Source organism: Sphingopyxis sp. JAI128 (assembly GCF_014207235.1).
GTDB lineage: Bacteria > Pseudomonadota > Alphaproteobacteria > Sphingomonadales > Sphingomonadaceae > Sphingopyxis.
On record NZ_JACHDA010000001.1, the window covers coordinates 494,777 to 510,177 of the forward strand.

At 64.5% G+C, this 15,401-nt stretch carries 15 protein-coding genes and 1 tRNA gene; 8 read left to right on the forward strand and 8 right to left on the reverse strand.

The features are described 5' to 3' along the window. Positions 1–137: 137 nt before the first annotated feature. Entirely contained in the window at positions 138–998 is an 861-nt protein-coding gene (locus HDC35_RS02390; RefSeq protein ID WP_260397448.1) for a class I SAM-dependent methyltransferase, read from the forward strand. A 28-nt stretch (positions 999–1,026) separates the two neighbouring features. On the opposite strand, the gene HDC35_RS02395 is transcribed toward HDC35_RS02390, so the two are convergent. From HDC35_RS02395 to HDC35_RS02420, 6 genes are all read right to left on the reverse strand, one after another. Next, positions 1,027–1,103 (reverse strand) — tRNA-Arg (locus HDC35_RS02395). A 44-nt stretch (positions 1,104–1,147) separates the two neighbouring features. Beyond that, complete coding sequence (locus tag HDC35_RS02400; RefSeq protein WP_184643291.1) at positions 1,148–1,675, reverse strand: DUF1254 domain-containing protein; 528 nt, start codon at positions 1,673–1,675, stop codon at positions 1,148–1,150. 1 nt (position 1,676) lies between these two features. Then, the gene (locus HDC35_RS02405; protein WP_184643293.1) at positions 1,677–2,252 is read right to left on the reverse strand and encodes a DUF1214 domain-containing protein; all 576 of its coding nucleotides are present in this window, start codon (positions 2,250–2,252) and stop codon (positions 1,677–1,679) included. Between the two features lie 33 nt (positions 2,253–2,285). Next, a complete protein-coding gene (gene ppdK / locus HDC35_RS02410) occupies positions 2,286–4,946 on the reverse strand; it encodes a pyruvate, phosphate dikinase (RefSeq protein ID WP_184643948.1) in 2,661 nt (886 codons plus the stop codon). A gap of 112 nt (positions 4,947–5,058) precedes the next feature. Then, a complete protein-coding gene (gene glyS, locus HDC35_RS02415) occupies positions 5,059–7,191 on the reverse strand; it encodes a glycine--tRNA ligase subunit beta (protein WP_184643295.1) in 2,133 nt (710 codons plus the stop codon). Beyond that, complete coding sequence (locus tag HDC35_RS02420; RefSeq protein ID WP_184643950.1) at positions 7,188–8,069, reverse strand: glycine--tRNA ligase subunit alpha; 882 nt, start codon at positions 8,067–8,069, stop codon at positions 7,188–7,190. Before HDC35_RS02420 ends, glyS begins: the two co-directional genes overlap by 4 nt. A gap of 273 nt (positions 8,070–8,342) precedes the next feature. Here HDC35_RS02420 and HDC35_RS02425 point away from each other — a divergent pair, with 273 nt between their 5' ends. The 7 genes from HDC35_RS02425 (at position 8,343) to pth (ending at position 13,212) form a co-directional block, all read left to right on the forward strand. Further along, complete coding sequence (locus tag HDC35_RS02425) at positions 8,343–8,672, forward strand: UrcA family protein (RefSeq protein WP_184643297.1); 330 nt, start codon at positions 8,343–8,345, stop codon at positions 8,670–8,672. A gap of 210 nt (positions 8,673–8,882) precedes the next feature. Next, positions 8,883–9,083, forward strand: a complete 201-nt coding sequence (locus HDC35_RS02430; protein WP_058803043.1) for a helix-turn-helix transcriptional regulator — start codon at positions 8,883–8,885, stop codon at positions 9,081–9,083. Between the two features lie 4 nt (positions 9,084–9,087). Next, on the forward strand, positions 9,088–9,699 hold the full coding sequence (locus HDC35_RS02435) for a hypothetical protein (protein ID WP_260397449.1): 612 nt from the start codon (positions 9,088–9,090) through the stop codon (positions 9,697–9,699). A 69-nt stretch (positions 9,700–9,768) separates the two neighbouring features. Next, positions 9,769–10,710, forward strand: a complete 942-nt coding sequence (locus HDC35_RS02440; RefSeq protein WP_184643299.1) for a TraB/GumN family protein — start codon at positions 9,769–9,771, stop codon at positions 10,708–10,710. Positions 10,711–10,778: 68 nt separating this feature from the next. Continuing rightward, a complete protein-coding gene (locus HDC35_RS02445; protein WP_260397450.1) occupies positions 10,779–11,621 on the forward strand; it encodes a TraB/GumN family protein in 843 nt (280 codons plus the stop codon). A 318-nt stretch (positions 11,622–11,939) separates the two neighbouring features. Then, positions 11,940–12,575, forward strand: coding sequence for a 50S ribosomal protein L25/general stress protein Ctc (locus HDC35_RS02450; protein WP_184643300.1), 636 nt, complete (start codon positions 11,940–11,942; stop codon positions 12,573–12,575). Positions 12,576–12,642: 67 nt separating this feature from the next. Next, positions 12,643–13,212: an aminoacyl-tRNA hydrolase gene (gene pth / locus HDC35_RS02455; protein ID WP_184643302.1), complete on the forward strand. Its 570-nt coding sequence runs from the start codon at positions 12,643–12,645 to the stop codon at positions 13,210–13,212. Positions 13,213–13,268: 56 nt separating this feature from the next. On the opposite strand, the gene HDC35_RS02460 is transcribed toward pth, so the two are convergent. Beyond that, positions 13,269–14,615: a cell wall metabolism sensor histidine kinase WalK gene (locus HDC35_RS02460; protein ID WP_184643304.1), complete on the reverse strand. Its 1,347-nt coding sequence runs from the start codon at positions 14,613–14,615 to the stop codon at positions 13,269–13,271. Beyond that, on the reverse strand, positions 14,612–15,346 hold the full coding sequence (locus HDC35_RS02465; protein WP_184643306.1) for a response regulator: 735 nt from the start codon (positions 15,344–15,346) through the stop codon (positions 14,612–14,614). Before HDC35_RS02465 ends, HDC35_RS02460 begins: the two co-directional genes overlap by 4 nt. Positions 15,347–15,401: the final 55 nt, after the last annotated feature.

The following is a 15,401-nucleotide window of genomic DNA, read 5'->3' on the forward strand; positions in this document are numbered from 1 at the left end:
CCGGTCCTGCCTAGGCGGAACCTTTCGGGAATGTCGCACAGCCGGGAGCGATGCAACAGGGCATAGCTATGCGCGAGCCTTGCACTTCATCCGCAATCGGCGTAATTGCGAACTATTCTCAATAGAGGAGCAAGTCCTTGTCCGATATCCCGACCGCTCCGACCCACGATTGGAATGGCGACAGCGGGAGCCGGTGGGCCGCCAATCTCGACCGGCTCGATCTGATGCTCGAAGATTTTGGCCGCGCCGCAATCGATGCGGCGGATGCCAAGCCCGGCGAGCATGTTCTCGACATCGGTTGCGGGGCGGGCGTCTCATCCTTCCTTATCGCCAGCAAGGTGGCGCCCGCCGGCCATGTGCTGGGCGTGGATATATCGGAGCAACTTGTCGAAATCGCCCGCGCGGCTGCACCTCCCGGTGCGCCGCTCGAATTTCGATGTGCCGATGCCGCTACCCACCCCCTGCCGGCGGCGCATTTCGATCTCATCTTCTCACGATTCGGCGTGATGTTTTTCGACGATCCTGTTGCTGCCTTCGATCATATGCGTGGAGCCCTGAAACCAGGGGGACGGCTGGCGTTCATTTGCTGGCGCGGCGCGCACGAGAATGATTGGGTCCGCCTTCCAATGGCGGCAATTCGCGATATCGTCCAGCCTGCTCCCGCCGATCCGGATGCGCCGGGCCCCTTCGCCTTTGGCGACCGCGACCGGCTGAACGCCATCCTCGAGCGAGCTGGCTTTTCCGAAATAGGGATCGATCCGTTCGACGCCACCATTTCCTATGGGCGCGGTGCGACGCGCGAGGCCGCGATCGACGATGCGCTGGATCTCGCCTTTCAGGTCGGTCCGCTATCGCGCGCGCTGGGCGATCAGCCCGACGATATCCGTGCACGTGCCGCCACGGCGGTTCGCGCTGCCTTCGCGGAACGCCCCGGCGTTAATTCGGTGCTGATTGACGGCGCCGCATGGATCGTAACCGCGCGCAATCGCACAGGATAAACAGACGCTATTCGAGCGATGGGGGAAATGGCGCACCCGGAACGATTCGAACGTCCGACCCTCAGATTCGTAGTCTGATGCTCTATCCAGCTGAGCTACGGGTGCGTGGAGAGGCGCCTTTAGGACTCGCCGCGCGGAGGCGCAACCCCCTATTTCGGATTTGTGACCGTCCGGCACGACGATTGACGGCGCACTGCGTCGAGGGCGCCGATTTCCGCGGGTTCCTTGAGCAGGAGCCGAATCAGCGCAATACCCTGATCCTGATCCGTGCGGACGATTTCGACACCCGCAGGTACAGCCTGCCCTTCGCGCGCTACAATGATTCGATAGGGCTTTCCGCGCGCTTCGAGATCGTTGCGTACGAAAATCACGTCGGTCGCGGCATCGAAAAGGCTTAGTGAGCTGTAGCGGCCCGGAACCGGCGTCACATTGATTGCCAGCGGGCCTTTTGAAAGGTCGTAGGGGCAACTCGAATAGGCCAGATCGGGGCTCGGTCGCACGACGGGCTGACGTGCCGGCGTCGCGAGATTGCCATGGGACATGCTGTTGGTGCCGCCCTGCCCCAGTCGTTCCATCGCAACCCCCATCAAGCCATAGGGAATGTAGAGGATGGCGACCCAGGCGGCGGCCGCGGCGACAATCAGGCCGAAAAGGACCGGACCGAACCAGTTGCGCATATCAGCACGCCTCCTTCACGAGACGGGGGAGCGCAGCCTTCGCCGGCGCGGCGCGAAACGCGTCGCCCGGGTTGTACATACGCAGCGTCAATTGAAAGGGTTGGCCCTTGATCCCGGGCAGCCACGCCGCGTCCTTCGGTTTGTCTGGCGAAATGGTAACGCGCCATTCGCCCTGGGTGTCGAGCGCGACATTGGCGCCATTGACCGACCATATGCCTGCGGGATTGTCGATCAGATAGCCCTCGTCGTCGTAAACGGTAACGCTCCACCAGCGCGCATCGAGCGGCTTGCCGGACAAGCTATATCGGCAATCTCCATCGAGCGGCGCGCCCGACGCGTCGGTCTTCGCCATCCAATAGACGGTTTCCGTCGCGGGCAGCGCGAGCAGCCCCGACCGTGCGACTATCGCGCGCGTCAACGGGCCGGTCGCCTTGGTGCCGTAACCGAGCGAGGTCGTCCACGGGCCGTTGCGGATCGCACCGTCGGCAAGCCCGCCGCTGGTGAACGCCCAAGCGCCGCCGAGCCCCACCACCAATCCGCTCACCATGGCGATCACATAGCGGTGCCAACTTTTCATGACACATCCCCCTGCCCAATTGTCACCCCGGCGTTATTTCGCCTTGAGCGCCGCCTGTGCTGCCGCCAAGCGTGCGATCGGCACACGATAGGGCGAGGCGCTGACATAGTCGAGCCCGGTTTTTTCGCAGAAATGAATGCTCGGCGCGTCGCCGCCATGCTCACCGCAGATCCCGAGCTTGACCGCGGGGCGAGCCTTGCGGCCGCGGTCCGCCGCGATCTCGATCAGCTGGCCGACGCCCTCGACATCAAGGCTCACGAACGGGTCGGTCAGGAAGATGCCCTTGTCGACATATTGCGTCAGGAAGCGGCCGGCGTCGTCGCGACTGATGCCGATCGTAGTCTGCGTCAAATCATTGGTGCCGAAGCTGAAAAACTCCGCGCTTTCGGCGATCTCACCCGCCATCAGCGCGGCGCGCGGCAGCTCGATCATCGTGCCGACCAGATAGGCGATCTCGCGCCCCTTCTCGGCGAACACCGCCTTGGCCTGGGCATCGACAACCGCCTTCATCAGGTCGAATTCGCGGCGCGTCGCGACGAGCGGGATCATCACCTCGGGAATCGGCGCCGCGCCGGTTTCGGCGGCGACATCGCACGCTGCCTCGAAGATCGCGCGCGCCTGCATCTCGTAGATCTCGGGATAGGTGACGCCGAGGCGGCAGCCGCGGTGGCCGAGCATCGGATTGAATTCATGGAGTTCGTTCGCGCGCGCCTTCAGCGCCTCGATGCCCACGCCCGCGGCGGCGGCGACGTCGGCGAAATCCTCCTCGCGCGTCGGGAGGAATTCGTGCAGCGGCGGGTCGAGCAGGCGGATCGTCACCGGCAGCCCCGCCATCACCTGGAAGATCGCGGCAAAGTCGCCGCGCTGTTCGGGGAGCAGCTTGGCCAGCGCGGCCCGGCGGCCCTCTTCGCTTTCGGCGAGGATCATCTCGCGCACCGCGGTGATCCGCGCGGCGTCGAAGAACATATGCTCGGTGCGGCAAAGCCCGATGCCCTCGGCACCGAAATCGCGCGCGACCTGCGCATCTTGCGGGGTTTCGGCGTTGGTGCGCACCTTCATGCGGCGCACCTTGTCGGCCCAGCCCATCAGCGTGCCGAAATCGCCGACCAGTTCGGGCAGCAGGGTCGGAACCTCGCCTGCCATCACTTCGCCGGTCGAGCCGTCGAGCGTCAATATATCGCCCTCGCGCAGCTCGCGCCCACCGACGCGCAACACCCGCGCGGCGCCGTCGATGCTAAGACCCCCTGCCCCCGAAACGCAGGGACGTCCCATGCCGCGCGCAACGACCGCCGCGTGACTGGTCATCCCGCCGCGCGCGGTCAGGATGCCCTTCGCTGCGTGCATGCCATGGATATCCTCGGGGCTGGTTTCGACACGGACGAGAATCACCGCCTCTCCCATCGCCGCTGCCTTTTCGGCGCTGTCGGCGTCGAACATGATCTTGCCCGACGCGGCGCCGGGGCTGGCGGGCAGCCCCTTGGTAAGCACGTCGCGCGGCGCCTTAGGATCGAGCGTCGGGTGGAGCAACTGGTCGAGCGCGCCGGGGTCGACACGGCCGACGGCTTCCTCCTCGGAAATCAGCCCCTCTGCGGCCATGTCGACCGCGATCTTCAGGGCCGCCTTCGCGGTGCGCTTTCCCGAACGGGTTTGCAGCATCCAGAGCGTCCCACGTTCGACCGTGAACTCGATATCCTGCATGTCGCGGTAATGCGTCTCGAGCGTGTCGAAGACGCGGCCCAACTCCGCGAAGGTTTCAAGCATCGCCTCTTCCATCGACAGCGGTTTGGCGCCCGCCTTCTCACGCGCGATTTTGGTGAGGTACTGGGGGGTGCGGATGCCCGCGACGACATCCTCGCCCTGCGCATTGATCAGCCATTCGCCGTACCAGGCGCGCTCGCCGGTCGCGGGGTCGCGCGTGAACGCCACGCCCGTCGCCGAGGTGTCGCCCATGTTTCCGAATACCATCGCCTGCACATTGACCGCGGTGCCCCATTCACCGGGGATCGAATTGAGGCGGCGATAAACTTTGGCACGGTCGCTTTCCCAGCTCGCGAACACCGCACCGACCGCGCCCCACAGCTGGTCGTTGGGTTCCTGCGGGAACGGCGCGCCGGTCTCGCGCTCGACGATCGCCTGATATTCCTTGACCAGCGCCTGCCAATCCTCGGCCGACATCTCGGTGTCGAGGTAGAAGCCCTTGTCTTCTTTTGCGATTTCCAGCGCTTCTTCGAACTCGGCATGGTCGAGCCCCATGACGACATCGGCATACATCTGGACGAAGCGGCGATAGCTGTCCCACGCGAAACGCGGATCGCCCGATGCTTCGGACAAGCCCACAACGGTCTTGTCGTTGAGCCCGAGGTTGAGGACGGTGTCCATCATCCCCGGCATCGACACGCGGGCGCCCGACCGGACCGAGACGAGCAGCGGATCGGCGGCGTCACCGAAGCGCTTTCCAGTGATGCCTTCGATATGCGCGATGCCCGCGGCAACATCGTCGACCAGCCCGGCCGGATATTGTTCGCCATTGGCGTAATAAGCAGTGCAGACGTCGGTGGTGATCGTAAAGCCCGGGGGCACCGGCAGGCCGATCGAGGCCATTTCGGCGAGGTTCGACCCCTTGCCGCCCAGCAATTCCTTCGAACGCTCGGCCGTGGTGGCCGCGCCGCCGAACAAATGCACCATCTTCGTCATCATAAACTCCTGCTGCCCCGGGGAGGAGGTTGCGGCTGGATAGGGTGGAGAAGGCTTATCGTCGATTCAGTTTTACTTCGTTCGGTATAAAGAGAGGCGCATAGCCGTGGCGTCAGCCCTCGATCTTCGAGAAATCGGCGACGCCATGCACCGCGCCGGTAAATCGCGACAGCAGGCCAAGGCGATAGGCGCGGACTGCTTGGTCGGGATCATTGACCATCACGCCGTCGAAAAAGGCATCGATCGGCGCACGGAGGCTGGCGAGCGCGGCCATCGCGTCGGTGAAACGCTCTTCGGCGACCGCGGCGGAGGCCGCGGGTTCGGCGGCGTCGAGTGCGGCGAGAAGCGCGGCGTCGGCTTCGGTCGGCGGCGTCGCGGCGGCGGTGCCGCTTACCTCGCCTGCCTGCTTCCGGATATTCGCAGCGCGCTTGTAGCCTGAGAGCAGATTGGTGCCGTCGTCGGTCGTCATAAACGCCTGCAACGCCTTCACGCGCGCGAGCAAGCGCACGAGATCATCCTCGCCGCCGAGCGCGAACACCGCGTCGATCAGGTCGTGCCGGACCCCGGCTTCGCGTTGCTGGACTTTGAGGCGGTCGGCGAAGAAGTCGAGCAAGTCATACGCGAAGGTCAAATGCGATTCATTCAGCGGCGCGAGTTGGCTGCCCTTTGGCTGCATGCTGTCATAATCACGGATGCCATCTAGCCAAAGACTACGGTAGAAGTTGCCACAAATCTCGTTTGCTTTGTCGGCAATGGCCAGCAAGCTCAATCGCAGACCGTTCGAAAGGATCAACGAGACGTTTGCCAATGTGGCCCGACGAAGCGCGAAGGGATCTTTTGAACCCGTCGGCCGTTCCCTTGCGGCAAAAAAAGCAAGCAGAATATCCAGCTTATCCGCCAGTGCCACGGCCACAGTCACCGGCGCGGTCGGCACATCATCGCCTTGCCCGACCGGCTTGTAATGATCGCGGATTGCGTCAGCGACCGCATCGGGCAAACCTTCGGCGCGGGCGTAGTAGCCGCCCATCAGGCCCTGCAACTCGGGGAATTCGCCGACCATTTCGGTTACGAGGTCGGCCTTTGCCAATTCGGCCGCCTGCCGCGCGAGTGCGGGATCGCAGTTCGGGACGATGCCTTCGCTCGCCAGCCATTCGGCGAGCTTCGCGACGCGCTCGACCTTGTCGGCAACGGTACCGAGTTTTTCGTGGAAGGTGATGTTTGCCAGCTTTTCCGCATGCTGCGCGAGCGTCTTCTTCTGGTCCTGTTCCCAGAAGAAGCGCGCATCGGACAATCGCGCTGCGAGCACCTTACGGTTGCCCGCGACGATCTCCGCGCCGCCGTCCTTCGCGTCGATATTCGCGGTGCAGACGAAACCGTTCGCAAGCTTGCCGTCCGCCCCGTTCACGACGAAATATTTCTGGTTTACCCGCGCGGTCAGCTGGATGACCTCGGGCGGCACTTCGAGGAAGGCCTCGTCGAAGCGGCCGAGCAGCGGCACCGGCCATTCGGTGAGCCCGGCATTCTCGATTACCAGCCCCTCGTCCTCGACGAGGGTCAGCCCCGCGTCGGCCGCAGCCTTGGCGGCACCGTCGCGGATGATCGCCTGGCGCTCCTCGTGATCGACGATGACGTGGCAAGCCCGCAGTTTCTCGGCATAATCCGATGCGGAGCCGATGGTGATCTCTCCAGGACAGTGGAAGCGATGGCCGCGCGTCGCGAAACCCGCAGAAATCCCGCTAACTTCACACTGAATCAGCTCTTCGCCGAAGATAGCGACGATGCCCGACAGGGGGCGGACCCAGCGCAGGCTTTCGCTGCTGGAGCTTGCCGTTCCCCACCGCATTGACTTGGGCCATGCGAACGCGCGGACGATTACGGGGATCGCCTCCGCAAGCACCTCGGCCGTGGTGCGCCCCGGCTTGTCGATCACGGCGAAATACACGCCGTCGCGATCTTCAAGTTGATCCTGCGTCAAGCCGGTCTTGCGCAGAAAGCCTTCGAGTGCCTGTGGCGGGGCGCTGCTGCGCGGGCCTTTTAGTTCCTCGCTGACCGCGGCGGTGGCGTCGGGCAGATTGCGAGCAATGAGCGCGAGGCGGCGCGGGGTCGACCAGATGGTGAGGTCGCCCGTCTCAATGCCCGCAGCCGTCATCTGCGCGCGGAACAGCTTTTCGAGTTCGGCGCGCGCGGCGGCCTGCATCCGCGCCGGGATTTCTTCGCTGCGCAGTTCGAGAAGGAAGTCGGTCACAGCGTCCACCCCGGATATTTTTGGGTCCAGCGCTCGGACTGGCTGTCGATCCAAGCCTTGCAGCTGCCCTTCGCGAGGTCGCGGACTCGCGCCATGTAGTTCGCGCGTTCCTGCACGCTGATCACGCCGCGCGCTTGCAGCAGGTTGAACAGGTGGCTCGCCTCGATCGCCTGGTCATAGGCCGCGAGCGGCACATTCGCCGCGATCGCACGCTGGCATTCGGCCTCGGCAGCTTTGAACCCTGCAAACAAGGTATCGGTATCGGCGACCTCGAAATTCCATTTCGAAAATTGGCGTTCATTCTCGAGAAAGACGTCGCCATAGCTGACCGCCGGAACATCGCCGACCGCGTCGGAAAAGCGCAGATCGTACACATTGTCGACGTTCTGAATATACATGGCGAGCCGCTCGAGCCCGTAGGTCAGCTCGCCCGCGACGGGCTTGCAGTCGAAACCGCCCATCTGCTGAAAGTAAGTGAACTGGGTGACTTCCATCCCGTCGCACCAGACTTCCCAGCCCAGCCCCCACGCGCCGAGCGTCGGCGATTCCCAATCATCCTCGACAAAGCGGATGTCGTGGAGCAGCGGATCGATGCCGATCGCGGCGAGCGAGCCCAGATATTGTTCCTGCAGGTCGGCGGGCGACGGCTTCAGGATCACCTGATACTGGTAATAATGCTGGAGGCGGTTGGGGTTCTCGCCATAGCGGCCATCCGTGGGCCGCCGGCTCGGCTGGACATAGGCGACGTTCCAGGGCTCAGGACCGAGGCTGCGCAGCGTCGTCGCGGGGTGGAATGTCCCTGCCCCGACGCGCATGTCATAGGGCTGCAAAATCGCGCAGCCGCGTGCGCTCCAGTAATTGTGCAGCGTCAGGATCATGCCCTGAAAGCTGAGTGGTGTCTTGTCCGCCCCGTCGGCCACGGCCGCAATTCCTTCGCAGGTGCAAAAATCGTCGCCGCATTGGCGCAGGGCGGCGTCAGGGTCAAGGCTCCGCACCGTTCGCCATCGCGCGAAAACAGGCGCCCTAGTCAGGTCTCCAAAACTTTTTGTCAGGTCTTGTTGACATAGTCAGTGAATCGCGACATATAGTCATGTATACCTGACATGAAGACAGGCAAGCACGACAACACCTCGATCCAAGGAGACATAGACATGATTACCCGCACGCTCATCCTCACGCTGTCGCTCGCTGCTGCTGGCGCGCCCGCCGCCGCCGCCGAAACCGAGACGGTTGTCACCAATGTGCGCACCGACGACCTCAACCTGACACGTCCCGCAGGCCGCGAGCGCCTCGACCTGCGCATCAGGAATGGCGTGCGCCGCGCGTGCCAGACGGCGCGTCGCGGTGTCGCCGACCGCGCGGACGAGGCGGCGTGTGTCGCCACGGCGCTAGCCGATGCCGATCATAAGGCGGCCCGCGCGATCGCCCGCGCCCAGCACGGGACGCAGCTCGCGCTGTTAATGGTCGAGACCAGCCACTGAACCGCCCGTGGCCAGCGCCGGCTTTCATTTCGGGCGGGCCTCCCCGGTGACGGCCGACGATCTGGACTGGAGCGCGCGGCAGCGGCGCCCCAGTCCATGCCCGGCGATCGGCCATTTCATTTGCCATCCGGACAAAAAACTCCCCTCCCAAGACATTTCGATGTTTATGGAAGACGATGACCATCCGGGTGACATTCTGCCGAGGCGCCGATGAACAATAAATTGAAAGTGCTGCGCGCGATGCGAAACTGGAGCCAAGCCGAACTGGCGGACCGGCTCGACGTATCGCGGCAGGCGGTCAACGCGATCGAAACGGGGAAATACGACCCATCGCTGCCGCTTGCCTTCAAGCTCGCGCGCCTGTTCGAAATGCCGATCGAGGAGATTTTCGATGACGGCCATGAAGGATAAGATAATGACGAACGATCCGCAGCGCCGCCGCATCCCCGGGATGGGCTGGCCGATTGCCATCTTCGTGGGCACGGCGATGCTCGCGGGTGCCTTTGCCGGCTATAGTGAAACGCGCGCCGAACTCGGCCGTCCGGCGCTTGCGCCCTGGGCCGGGGCGATGATCGCCATCGCACTGGGCGCGATTGCCTTTGCTTTCTATGTCCGCCGCCATGCCGACTGGTTCCGGCAATGGTCGCCGCGCAAACGGCTATATTGGGCGGCCCTGGTTCTTGCCGGAACGCTCGGGCTGGTATCGGCGATCATGCTACGGGCCAATGGAAACACCGAGTTGATGAGCGACAGCGCGATGACGCCGGCGCTGGCGATCGGGCTGTCCGCCCTGTGGCTGATCGGGCTGGTCGCCGCGCTGGTCATCTATCACCGCTCGATCGACGATCATGAACGGATGGCCTATCAGATCGGCGGCCTCGCGGGCTTTTATGCCTTCATCATCCCTTGCCCGGTGTGGTGGGTGCTCGCGCGCGCCAGCCTCGCGCCGCCCGTCGAAGCTATGCCGCTCTTCGCCCTCTCGCTCACCGTCAATGCGTTGGTCTATTGCTGGTTCAAGTTTCGCTAAGCCCTTGGTTTCATGACTTCCCCCTCCCATCCGGCGCCAAGCGCCCTCGCATCGAAAGGTAATTTCCCCATGAAGAGCTGGTTCAAGACGCTCGCCGCAACCTGCGCCGTCATCCCGTTCGCCCAATGTGCCCTCGTCCCGGGGGGCAATATCGCCTATGCTGCCGAGCCGGCTCCCGCTGCGGCGCAGCCGGCGACAACCGACGCCGACCCCGCGCTGTGGGTGATGAAGGACGAGGATACGACGATCTATCTCTTCGGCACCGTTCATGTGCTGAAGCCGGGGCTCAGCTGGTTCGACGAAGCGGTGAAGACGGCGTTCGACCAGTCCGACCAGCTGATGCTGGAAATCGTGATGCCCGAAGACCAGATGGAGGTGGCGAACATCATGATGCCGCTGGCGATCGACCGGAGCGGCAAGACGCTGTCGTCGCGGCTCGATGCCCAGCAGCTCGCGGCTTATCAGGCCGCGATGGCGAGCGTCGGTCTGCCCGCCGCGCAATTCGATACGTTCGAGCCGTGGTTCCCTGCCATCACGCTGTCGGTGCTGCCGCTCACCAAGCTCGGCTATGATCCCGAACAAGGCGCCGAAAAGCGGCTCACCACCTTTGCAAAGGCGGCAGAAAAGCCGGTAGCCGGCCTCGAGACGCTCCCCGAACAGCTCGGATTCTTCGACGATTTGCCCGAAACACAGCAGGTCGCCTTCCTCAACGCGGTGGTGAAAAACCTCGACAAGTTGGGACCGCAGCTCGACAAGATGGTGGCGCTGTGGGCCAAAGGCGACCCCGATGGCCTCGCCGTCGCGATGAACGAGAGCTTGGCGGCCACCCCCGAGCTCGCCAAAACGCTGCTGTGGGACCGCAATGCGCGCTGGGCCGACCAGCTCAAGGCGCGCATGGACAAGCCGGGAACCGTGTTCGTCGCGGTCGGCGCCGGGCACCTCGCAGGCGACCACAGCGTCCAGGATTATCTGAAAGAACGCGGTCTGACGGTGACGCGGGTCGACTATTGAAGCGGCCCGCGCCCCTGATCCCGCCAAGAGGGGCCGGACGATGGGGTCGCCGCATCGCGGCGACCCTTTTGCCCCTGCTGCTGGCGGCGTGCGGCCCCGCCGCGCCGGAACCTCAGGCGCGCCCTGCGATGTGGCTGGTCGCCGATGCGGATACGAAAATCTATATATTCGGCACGATGCACGCCCTGCCGCGCGGAACCGACTGGGCCGGGGGTGGGGTCGCGAAGGCGATCGACGCTGCCGACGAACTGATGCTGGAGCTGCCCCCGGCCGAGCTCGCGGGCGCGGGCGAGATGTTCCGAAAGCTCGCTCCGCGCACCGCCCCGCTCGCGATCGAAGCACGCCTGTCGGGCAAGGCGCTTACCGGCTTTCGCACACTCGAAGCAAGCGGACGCAGCTTTGGCGAGGACGGGCTGGACGATTGGGCGGTGATGGTCCTTATGGGCCAGCGCGTCGCGCAAAATGCCGGCCTGTCGCCGGCCAACGGCGTTGAAACCGGGCTGACGAAAAGGTTCAAAGCTGCGGGCAAGTCGATCGGTGGCTTCGAGACTGCGCGAGGTCAGCTCATGCTGTTCGAAACGCTGGACCCGCACACGCAGCGCGTCCTGCTCACGCGCGCGGCCGAGGAAGCGGACGATGCGGTGAGCGAGGTGCGCGCGCTAACAGCCGCTTGGGGCCGCGGCGACGTCCGGGCGCTCGAAAAGATTATCAACGAGGATATCGACAGCGTGCCCGTCGCGCGCAAGGCGATAATCACCGACCGGAATCGGCGCTGGAGTGCATGGATCCAGCGGCGGATGGCGCAGCCGGGAACCGTGCTGGTCGCGGTGGGCGCAGGACATCTGGTCGGCGCCGACGGAGTGCCGGCGATGATCGAGGCCGGCGGGATGAAGATAACGCGGGTGCAGTGATCGAGTGTCGGCTTGGGTGGTAAACCGGCACGGCCGCGAATGGGCCGATATTGTACAACGCATCTTTGGCAGATGAACCCCTGTGCCGCACTCCGTATAATCCCACTGTGCCGTCTGCAATCCCCTCCTTCGAACCAAATGGATAGGGTCGTGATCGAACGAGCGCGCCTGAAGCTCAGCCAGCTTCGATAACGCCCCGCGCCCGATGCGCGCCCAAGGCTTGCAATTCTGGCGCTTCCCCGCTAAGCGCCGCCGCTTCCGTCATGGTCATCCCTGGAGGCGTGGCGGAACTGTGTAATCGTTTCTCGGAGAATGAACATGAGCGATCAGCTGACGCTGACGGCCGAGACGCGCGAACGCGGAGGCAAGGGAGCCTCGCGTGAGCTGCGTCGTGAAGGTCGTGTCCCCGCCGTTGTCTATGGCGGCAAGGAAGAACCCCTGATGATCCACGTCGAAGAAAAACTGCTGATGAAGCAGCTGATGACGGGTCATTTCATGAACTCGGTCGTGATGATCGAAGTCGGCGGCAAGACCATCCGCACCCTGCCGAAGGACGTCGCGTTCCACCCGGTCAAGGATCGTCCGATCCACGCCGATTTCCTCCGCATTGCCAAGGACGCCAAGGTCACCGTCGCGGTGCCCGTGTCGTTTGCGAACGAAGAAGCCTCGCCGGGCCTGAAGCGCGGCGGCGTGCTAAACATCGTCCGTCACGAGTTGGAACTCGTCTGCGACGCGGACAAGATCCCCGACGAGATCGCGATCGACGTCACCGGCTTCGATGTCGGCGATTCGATCCATATCAGCAACGTCACCCTGCCCAAGGGCGTCGAAAGCGCGATCACCGACCGCGACTTCACCATCGCCACTATCGTCGCCCCGTCTGCGCTCAAGTCGAGCGACGGCGACACGACGAAGGATGACGGCGAAGAAACCGTCGAAGGCGAAGAAGCCTAAACATTTTGGAGCGCCCCTTCCGGCCGCGGGGGGGGGCGTTTCCAGCAGACCCGGGAAAGGCACTGTCATGCAGCTCTGGGTCGGCCTGGGCAATCCCGGGCCCAAATATGCGATGCACCGTCACAATGTTGGCTTCATGGCCGCCGACGTCATCGCCGACTTTTACGACTTTCCCGCGCCAGCAAAGAAATTCCAGGGCTGGATCCAGGAAGGCCGCATCGGGTCGCAGCGCGTCCTTCTGCTCAAGCCCGGCACCTTCATGAACGAAAGCGGCCGCAGCGTGCGCGCGGCGCTCGATTTCTACAAATTGACGGCGCAGGACGTCACCGTCTTTTACGACGAGCTCGATCTCGCCCCGATGCAGATCAAGGTAAAACGCGGCGGCGGAGCGGCGGGCCACAATGGCATTCGATCGATGATCCAGCATATCGGCGAAGGTTTCCGCCGCGTGCGCATCGGCATCGGCCATCCGGGGCACAAGGACCGCGTAACCGGCCATGTTCTCGGCAATTATCACAAGAGCGAGATGGAACCGCTGATCGATCTGCTCGGCGCCATCGCCGCAGAGGCCAAATGGCTGGCGGACGGCGACGATGTGCGCTTCCGGAGCGACCTTGCGCTGCGGTTGCAGGGCTGACAAGGCTAAGCCACGCCAAAAACCCTCGGCCCGGTTATCGACGAAGTCGCCAATCCCTATGCCTGAACGGGCAATTCGATGATCGCGTCGAGGCCGCCATCCGGACAGTTGTGCAGCATCAGCGCGCCGCCCTCGCCCTCGGCGATATCGCGCGCTATCGACAGGCCGAGCCCGGCGCCGCCGGTTGCGCGATTGCGCGACTGCTCTCCGCGCGCAAAGGGTTCGACCAGGGTGCGGATATGCTCCTCGGTCAGTCCGGGGCCGTCGTCAGACACGATAATCCGTGCGCGCCCCGCCGCAGCCGTCACCGAGAGCCGCCCGCGCTGGCCATAGGCGAGCGCATTGTCGGTAAGGTTGCGCAAGGCCCGCTTGAGCAGCAGCGGCCGCGCCAAGACCGCGACGTCGGCGACGTCCGCGACGGTAACATCCTTGCCGCGCTCCCGATAATCGGCCGCCAGTTCGCCGATCAGGTCGCGCAGCGGCAGGCGCTTCAGCGCCTCGGTTCCCGCGCCCGACCGCGCGAGCGCCAATATGTCGCTGAGCATAGCGGTCATTTCCTCGATACTCGCTACCATCTTGTCGCGCAGCAGGTCGTCGTCGACCTGTTCGACGCGCACGCGCAGGCTGGCAAGTGGGGTGCGGAGGTCGTGGCCGACCGCACCGAGCATCCGGTCCTTGTCCGACAGCATCGTTGCTATGCGGGTGCGATAGGCGTTGAAGGCGGCGATCAGGCCGCGGACATCGGACGGCCCCTCTTCTTCGAGCGGTTCGGCGTCGCGCAGCGCCGGGTTGGCGCGGGCGGCGCGCGTCAGGTCGCGCAGCGGCCGCGCGGCCCGCCACGCGATCAGCATGATCGGGACGAGCAGGAGCAGGTAGAGCGACAGCGTCTGCCAGACGAGAAAGCCCTGCAACCGATTGCCGCCCGCTGCGATCCGCGTCCGCACGGCGAAATAGCGTTCATCGACCTTGGCGACGACGACGACGGGGCGGTCGGGAAAGGCCGGCCGCCGCAGCCGTTGACGGTCGCGCGGCGGGAGCGCCCACGCATCGACCGATTCGACATGAACGTTCGTCTCGTCGAGGAGGCCGCTGACATATTGGGCGAGGTCGGGCAGCCGCACTGCCCCCACCGGAAGCGGCGGCATGTCGTCCGAAATCACGAGCTTTTGCACGCGCTCGCGCGCGTCGGCGTCGCTTCGCGGGCGCCGGAACTCGCCGCGCCGGTCGCGCTCGATCGCATCGATCACGCGCGCGACCGCCATGCCACCGCCGTGCGCCAGCGCCTGCTGCCGCATCCCGCGCGACAGCAGGACGAAGTTGATCGCCTGCGCGACGAAAAGCATCACCGCCACCGCGAAGACAAGCTGGCCCACAAGGCTTTTGGGCCAGAGACGCAACTTCATGCCGCAGGCCCCATGCGCCGGACCTCGCACGCGAGCGTATAGCCCCCTCCCCACACCGTTTTAACGATCTGCGGATGCGCGGCATCGACCTCGATCTTCTTGCGCAGGCGGCTGACCAGATTGTCGATCGCCCGGTCGAAAATATCGGCTTCGCGGCCGCGCACCATGTCGAGTAGGCGGTCGCGGCTCATCACCTGCCGCGGATGGCGAACGAGCGCGTGGAGCAGATGATATTCGCCCGACGACAGCGCGACCTCATTGCCGTCGGCATCGACGAGCACCCGTTCGACTTCGCGCAGCACCCAGTCGCCAAAGGCATAGCAGGTGCCGCCACCGTCGAGCGCGCGGCCGCCCTTTTGGGTGCGGCGCAGCACGGAGCGGATGCGCGCGACCAGTTCGCGGGGATTGAAGGGTTTGACGACATAGTCGTCGGCGCCAATCTCGAGCCCGATGATCCGTTCGGTATCCTCGGCACGCGCCGTCAGCAGGATGACGGGAATATTGGTCGTCTCGCGCAGGTGACGGGTCAGCGAAAGCCCATCCTCGCCCGGCATCATGATGTCGCTGACGACAAGGTCTACGCCCTGCGCGCGCAGCACCGAGCGCGCCTCGGCAGCGCTCGCGGCGTCGGTTACGGCAAAACCCTGCGCAGTCAGATATTCGCCCAGCGGCTCTCGGATCGACGGCTCATCGTCGACGAGGAGGATACGCGGCGCGTCGGTATCGGTCATGGGATTTCCGCCAAAGATGGAGCCAGGGTCGGGATGCTGGTTCGCCCATCGGCCG

Bases quoted from the DNA above. Each gene is read 5' to 3' on its own strand.
- HDC35_RS02400 (WP_184643291.1), bottom strand. From the start codon at position 1,675: ATGCGCAACTGGTTCGGTCCGGTCCTTTTCGGCCTGATTGTCGCCGCG.
- HDC35_RS02405 (WP_184643293.1), bottom strand. From the start codon at position 2,252: ATGAAAAGTTGGCACCGCTATGTGATCGCCATGGTGAGCGGATTGGTG.
- ppdK (WP_184643948.1), bottom strand. From the start codon at position 4,946: ATGACGAAGATGGTGCATTTGTTCGGCGGCGCGGCCACCACGGCCGAG.
- HDC35_RS02420 (WP_184643950.1), bottom strand. From the start codon at position 8,069: ATGATCCTGACGCTGCACAATTACTGGAGCGCACGCGGCTGCGCGATT.
- HDC35_RS02425 (WP_184643297.1), top strand. From the start codon at position 8,343: ATGATTACCCGCACGCTCATCCTCACGCTGTCGCTCGCTGCTGCTGGC.
- HDC35_RS02430 (WP_058803043.1), top strand. From the start codon at position 8,883: ATGAACAATAAATTGAAAGTGCTGCGCGCGATGCGAAACTGGAGCCAA.
- HDC35_RS02435 (WP_260397449.1), top strand. From the start codon at position 9,088: ATGACGAACGATCCGCAGCGCCGCCGCATCCCCGGGATGGGCTGGCCG.
- HDC35_RS02440 (WP_184643299.1), top strand. From the start codon at position 9,769: ATGAAGAGCTGGTTCAAGACGCTCGCCGCAACCTGCGCCGTCATCCCG.
- HDC35_RS02450 (WP_184643300.1), top strand. From the start codon at position 11,940: ATGAGCGATCAGCTGACGCTGACGGCCGAGACGCGCGAACGCGGAGGC.
- pth (WP_184643302.1), top strand. From the start codon at position 12,643: ATGCAGCTCTGGGTCGGCCTGGGCAATCCCGGGCCCAAATATGCGATG.
- HDC35_RS02460 (WP_184643304.1), bottom strand. From the start codon at position 14,615: ATGAAGTTGCGTCTCTGGCCCAAAAGCCTTGTGGGCCAGCTTGTCTTC.
- HDC35_RS02465 (WP_184643306.1), bottom strand. From the start codon at position 15,346: ATGACCGATACCGACGCGCCGCGTATCCTCCTCGTCGACGATGAGCCG.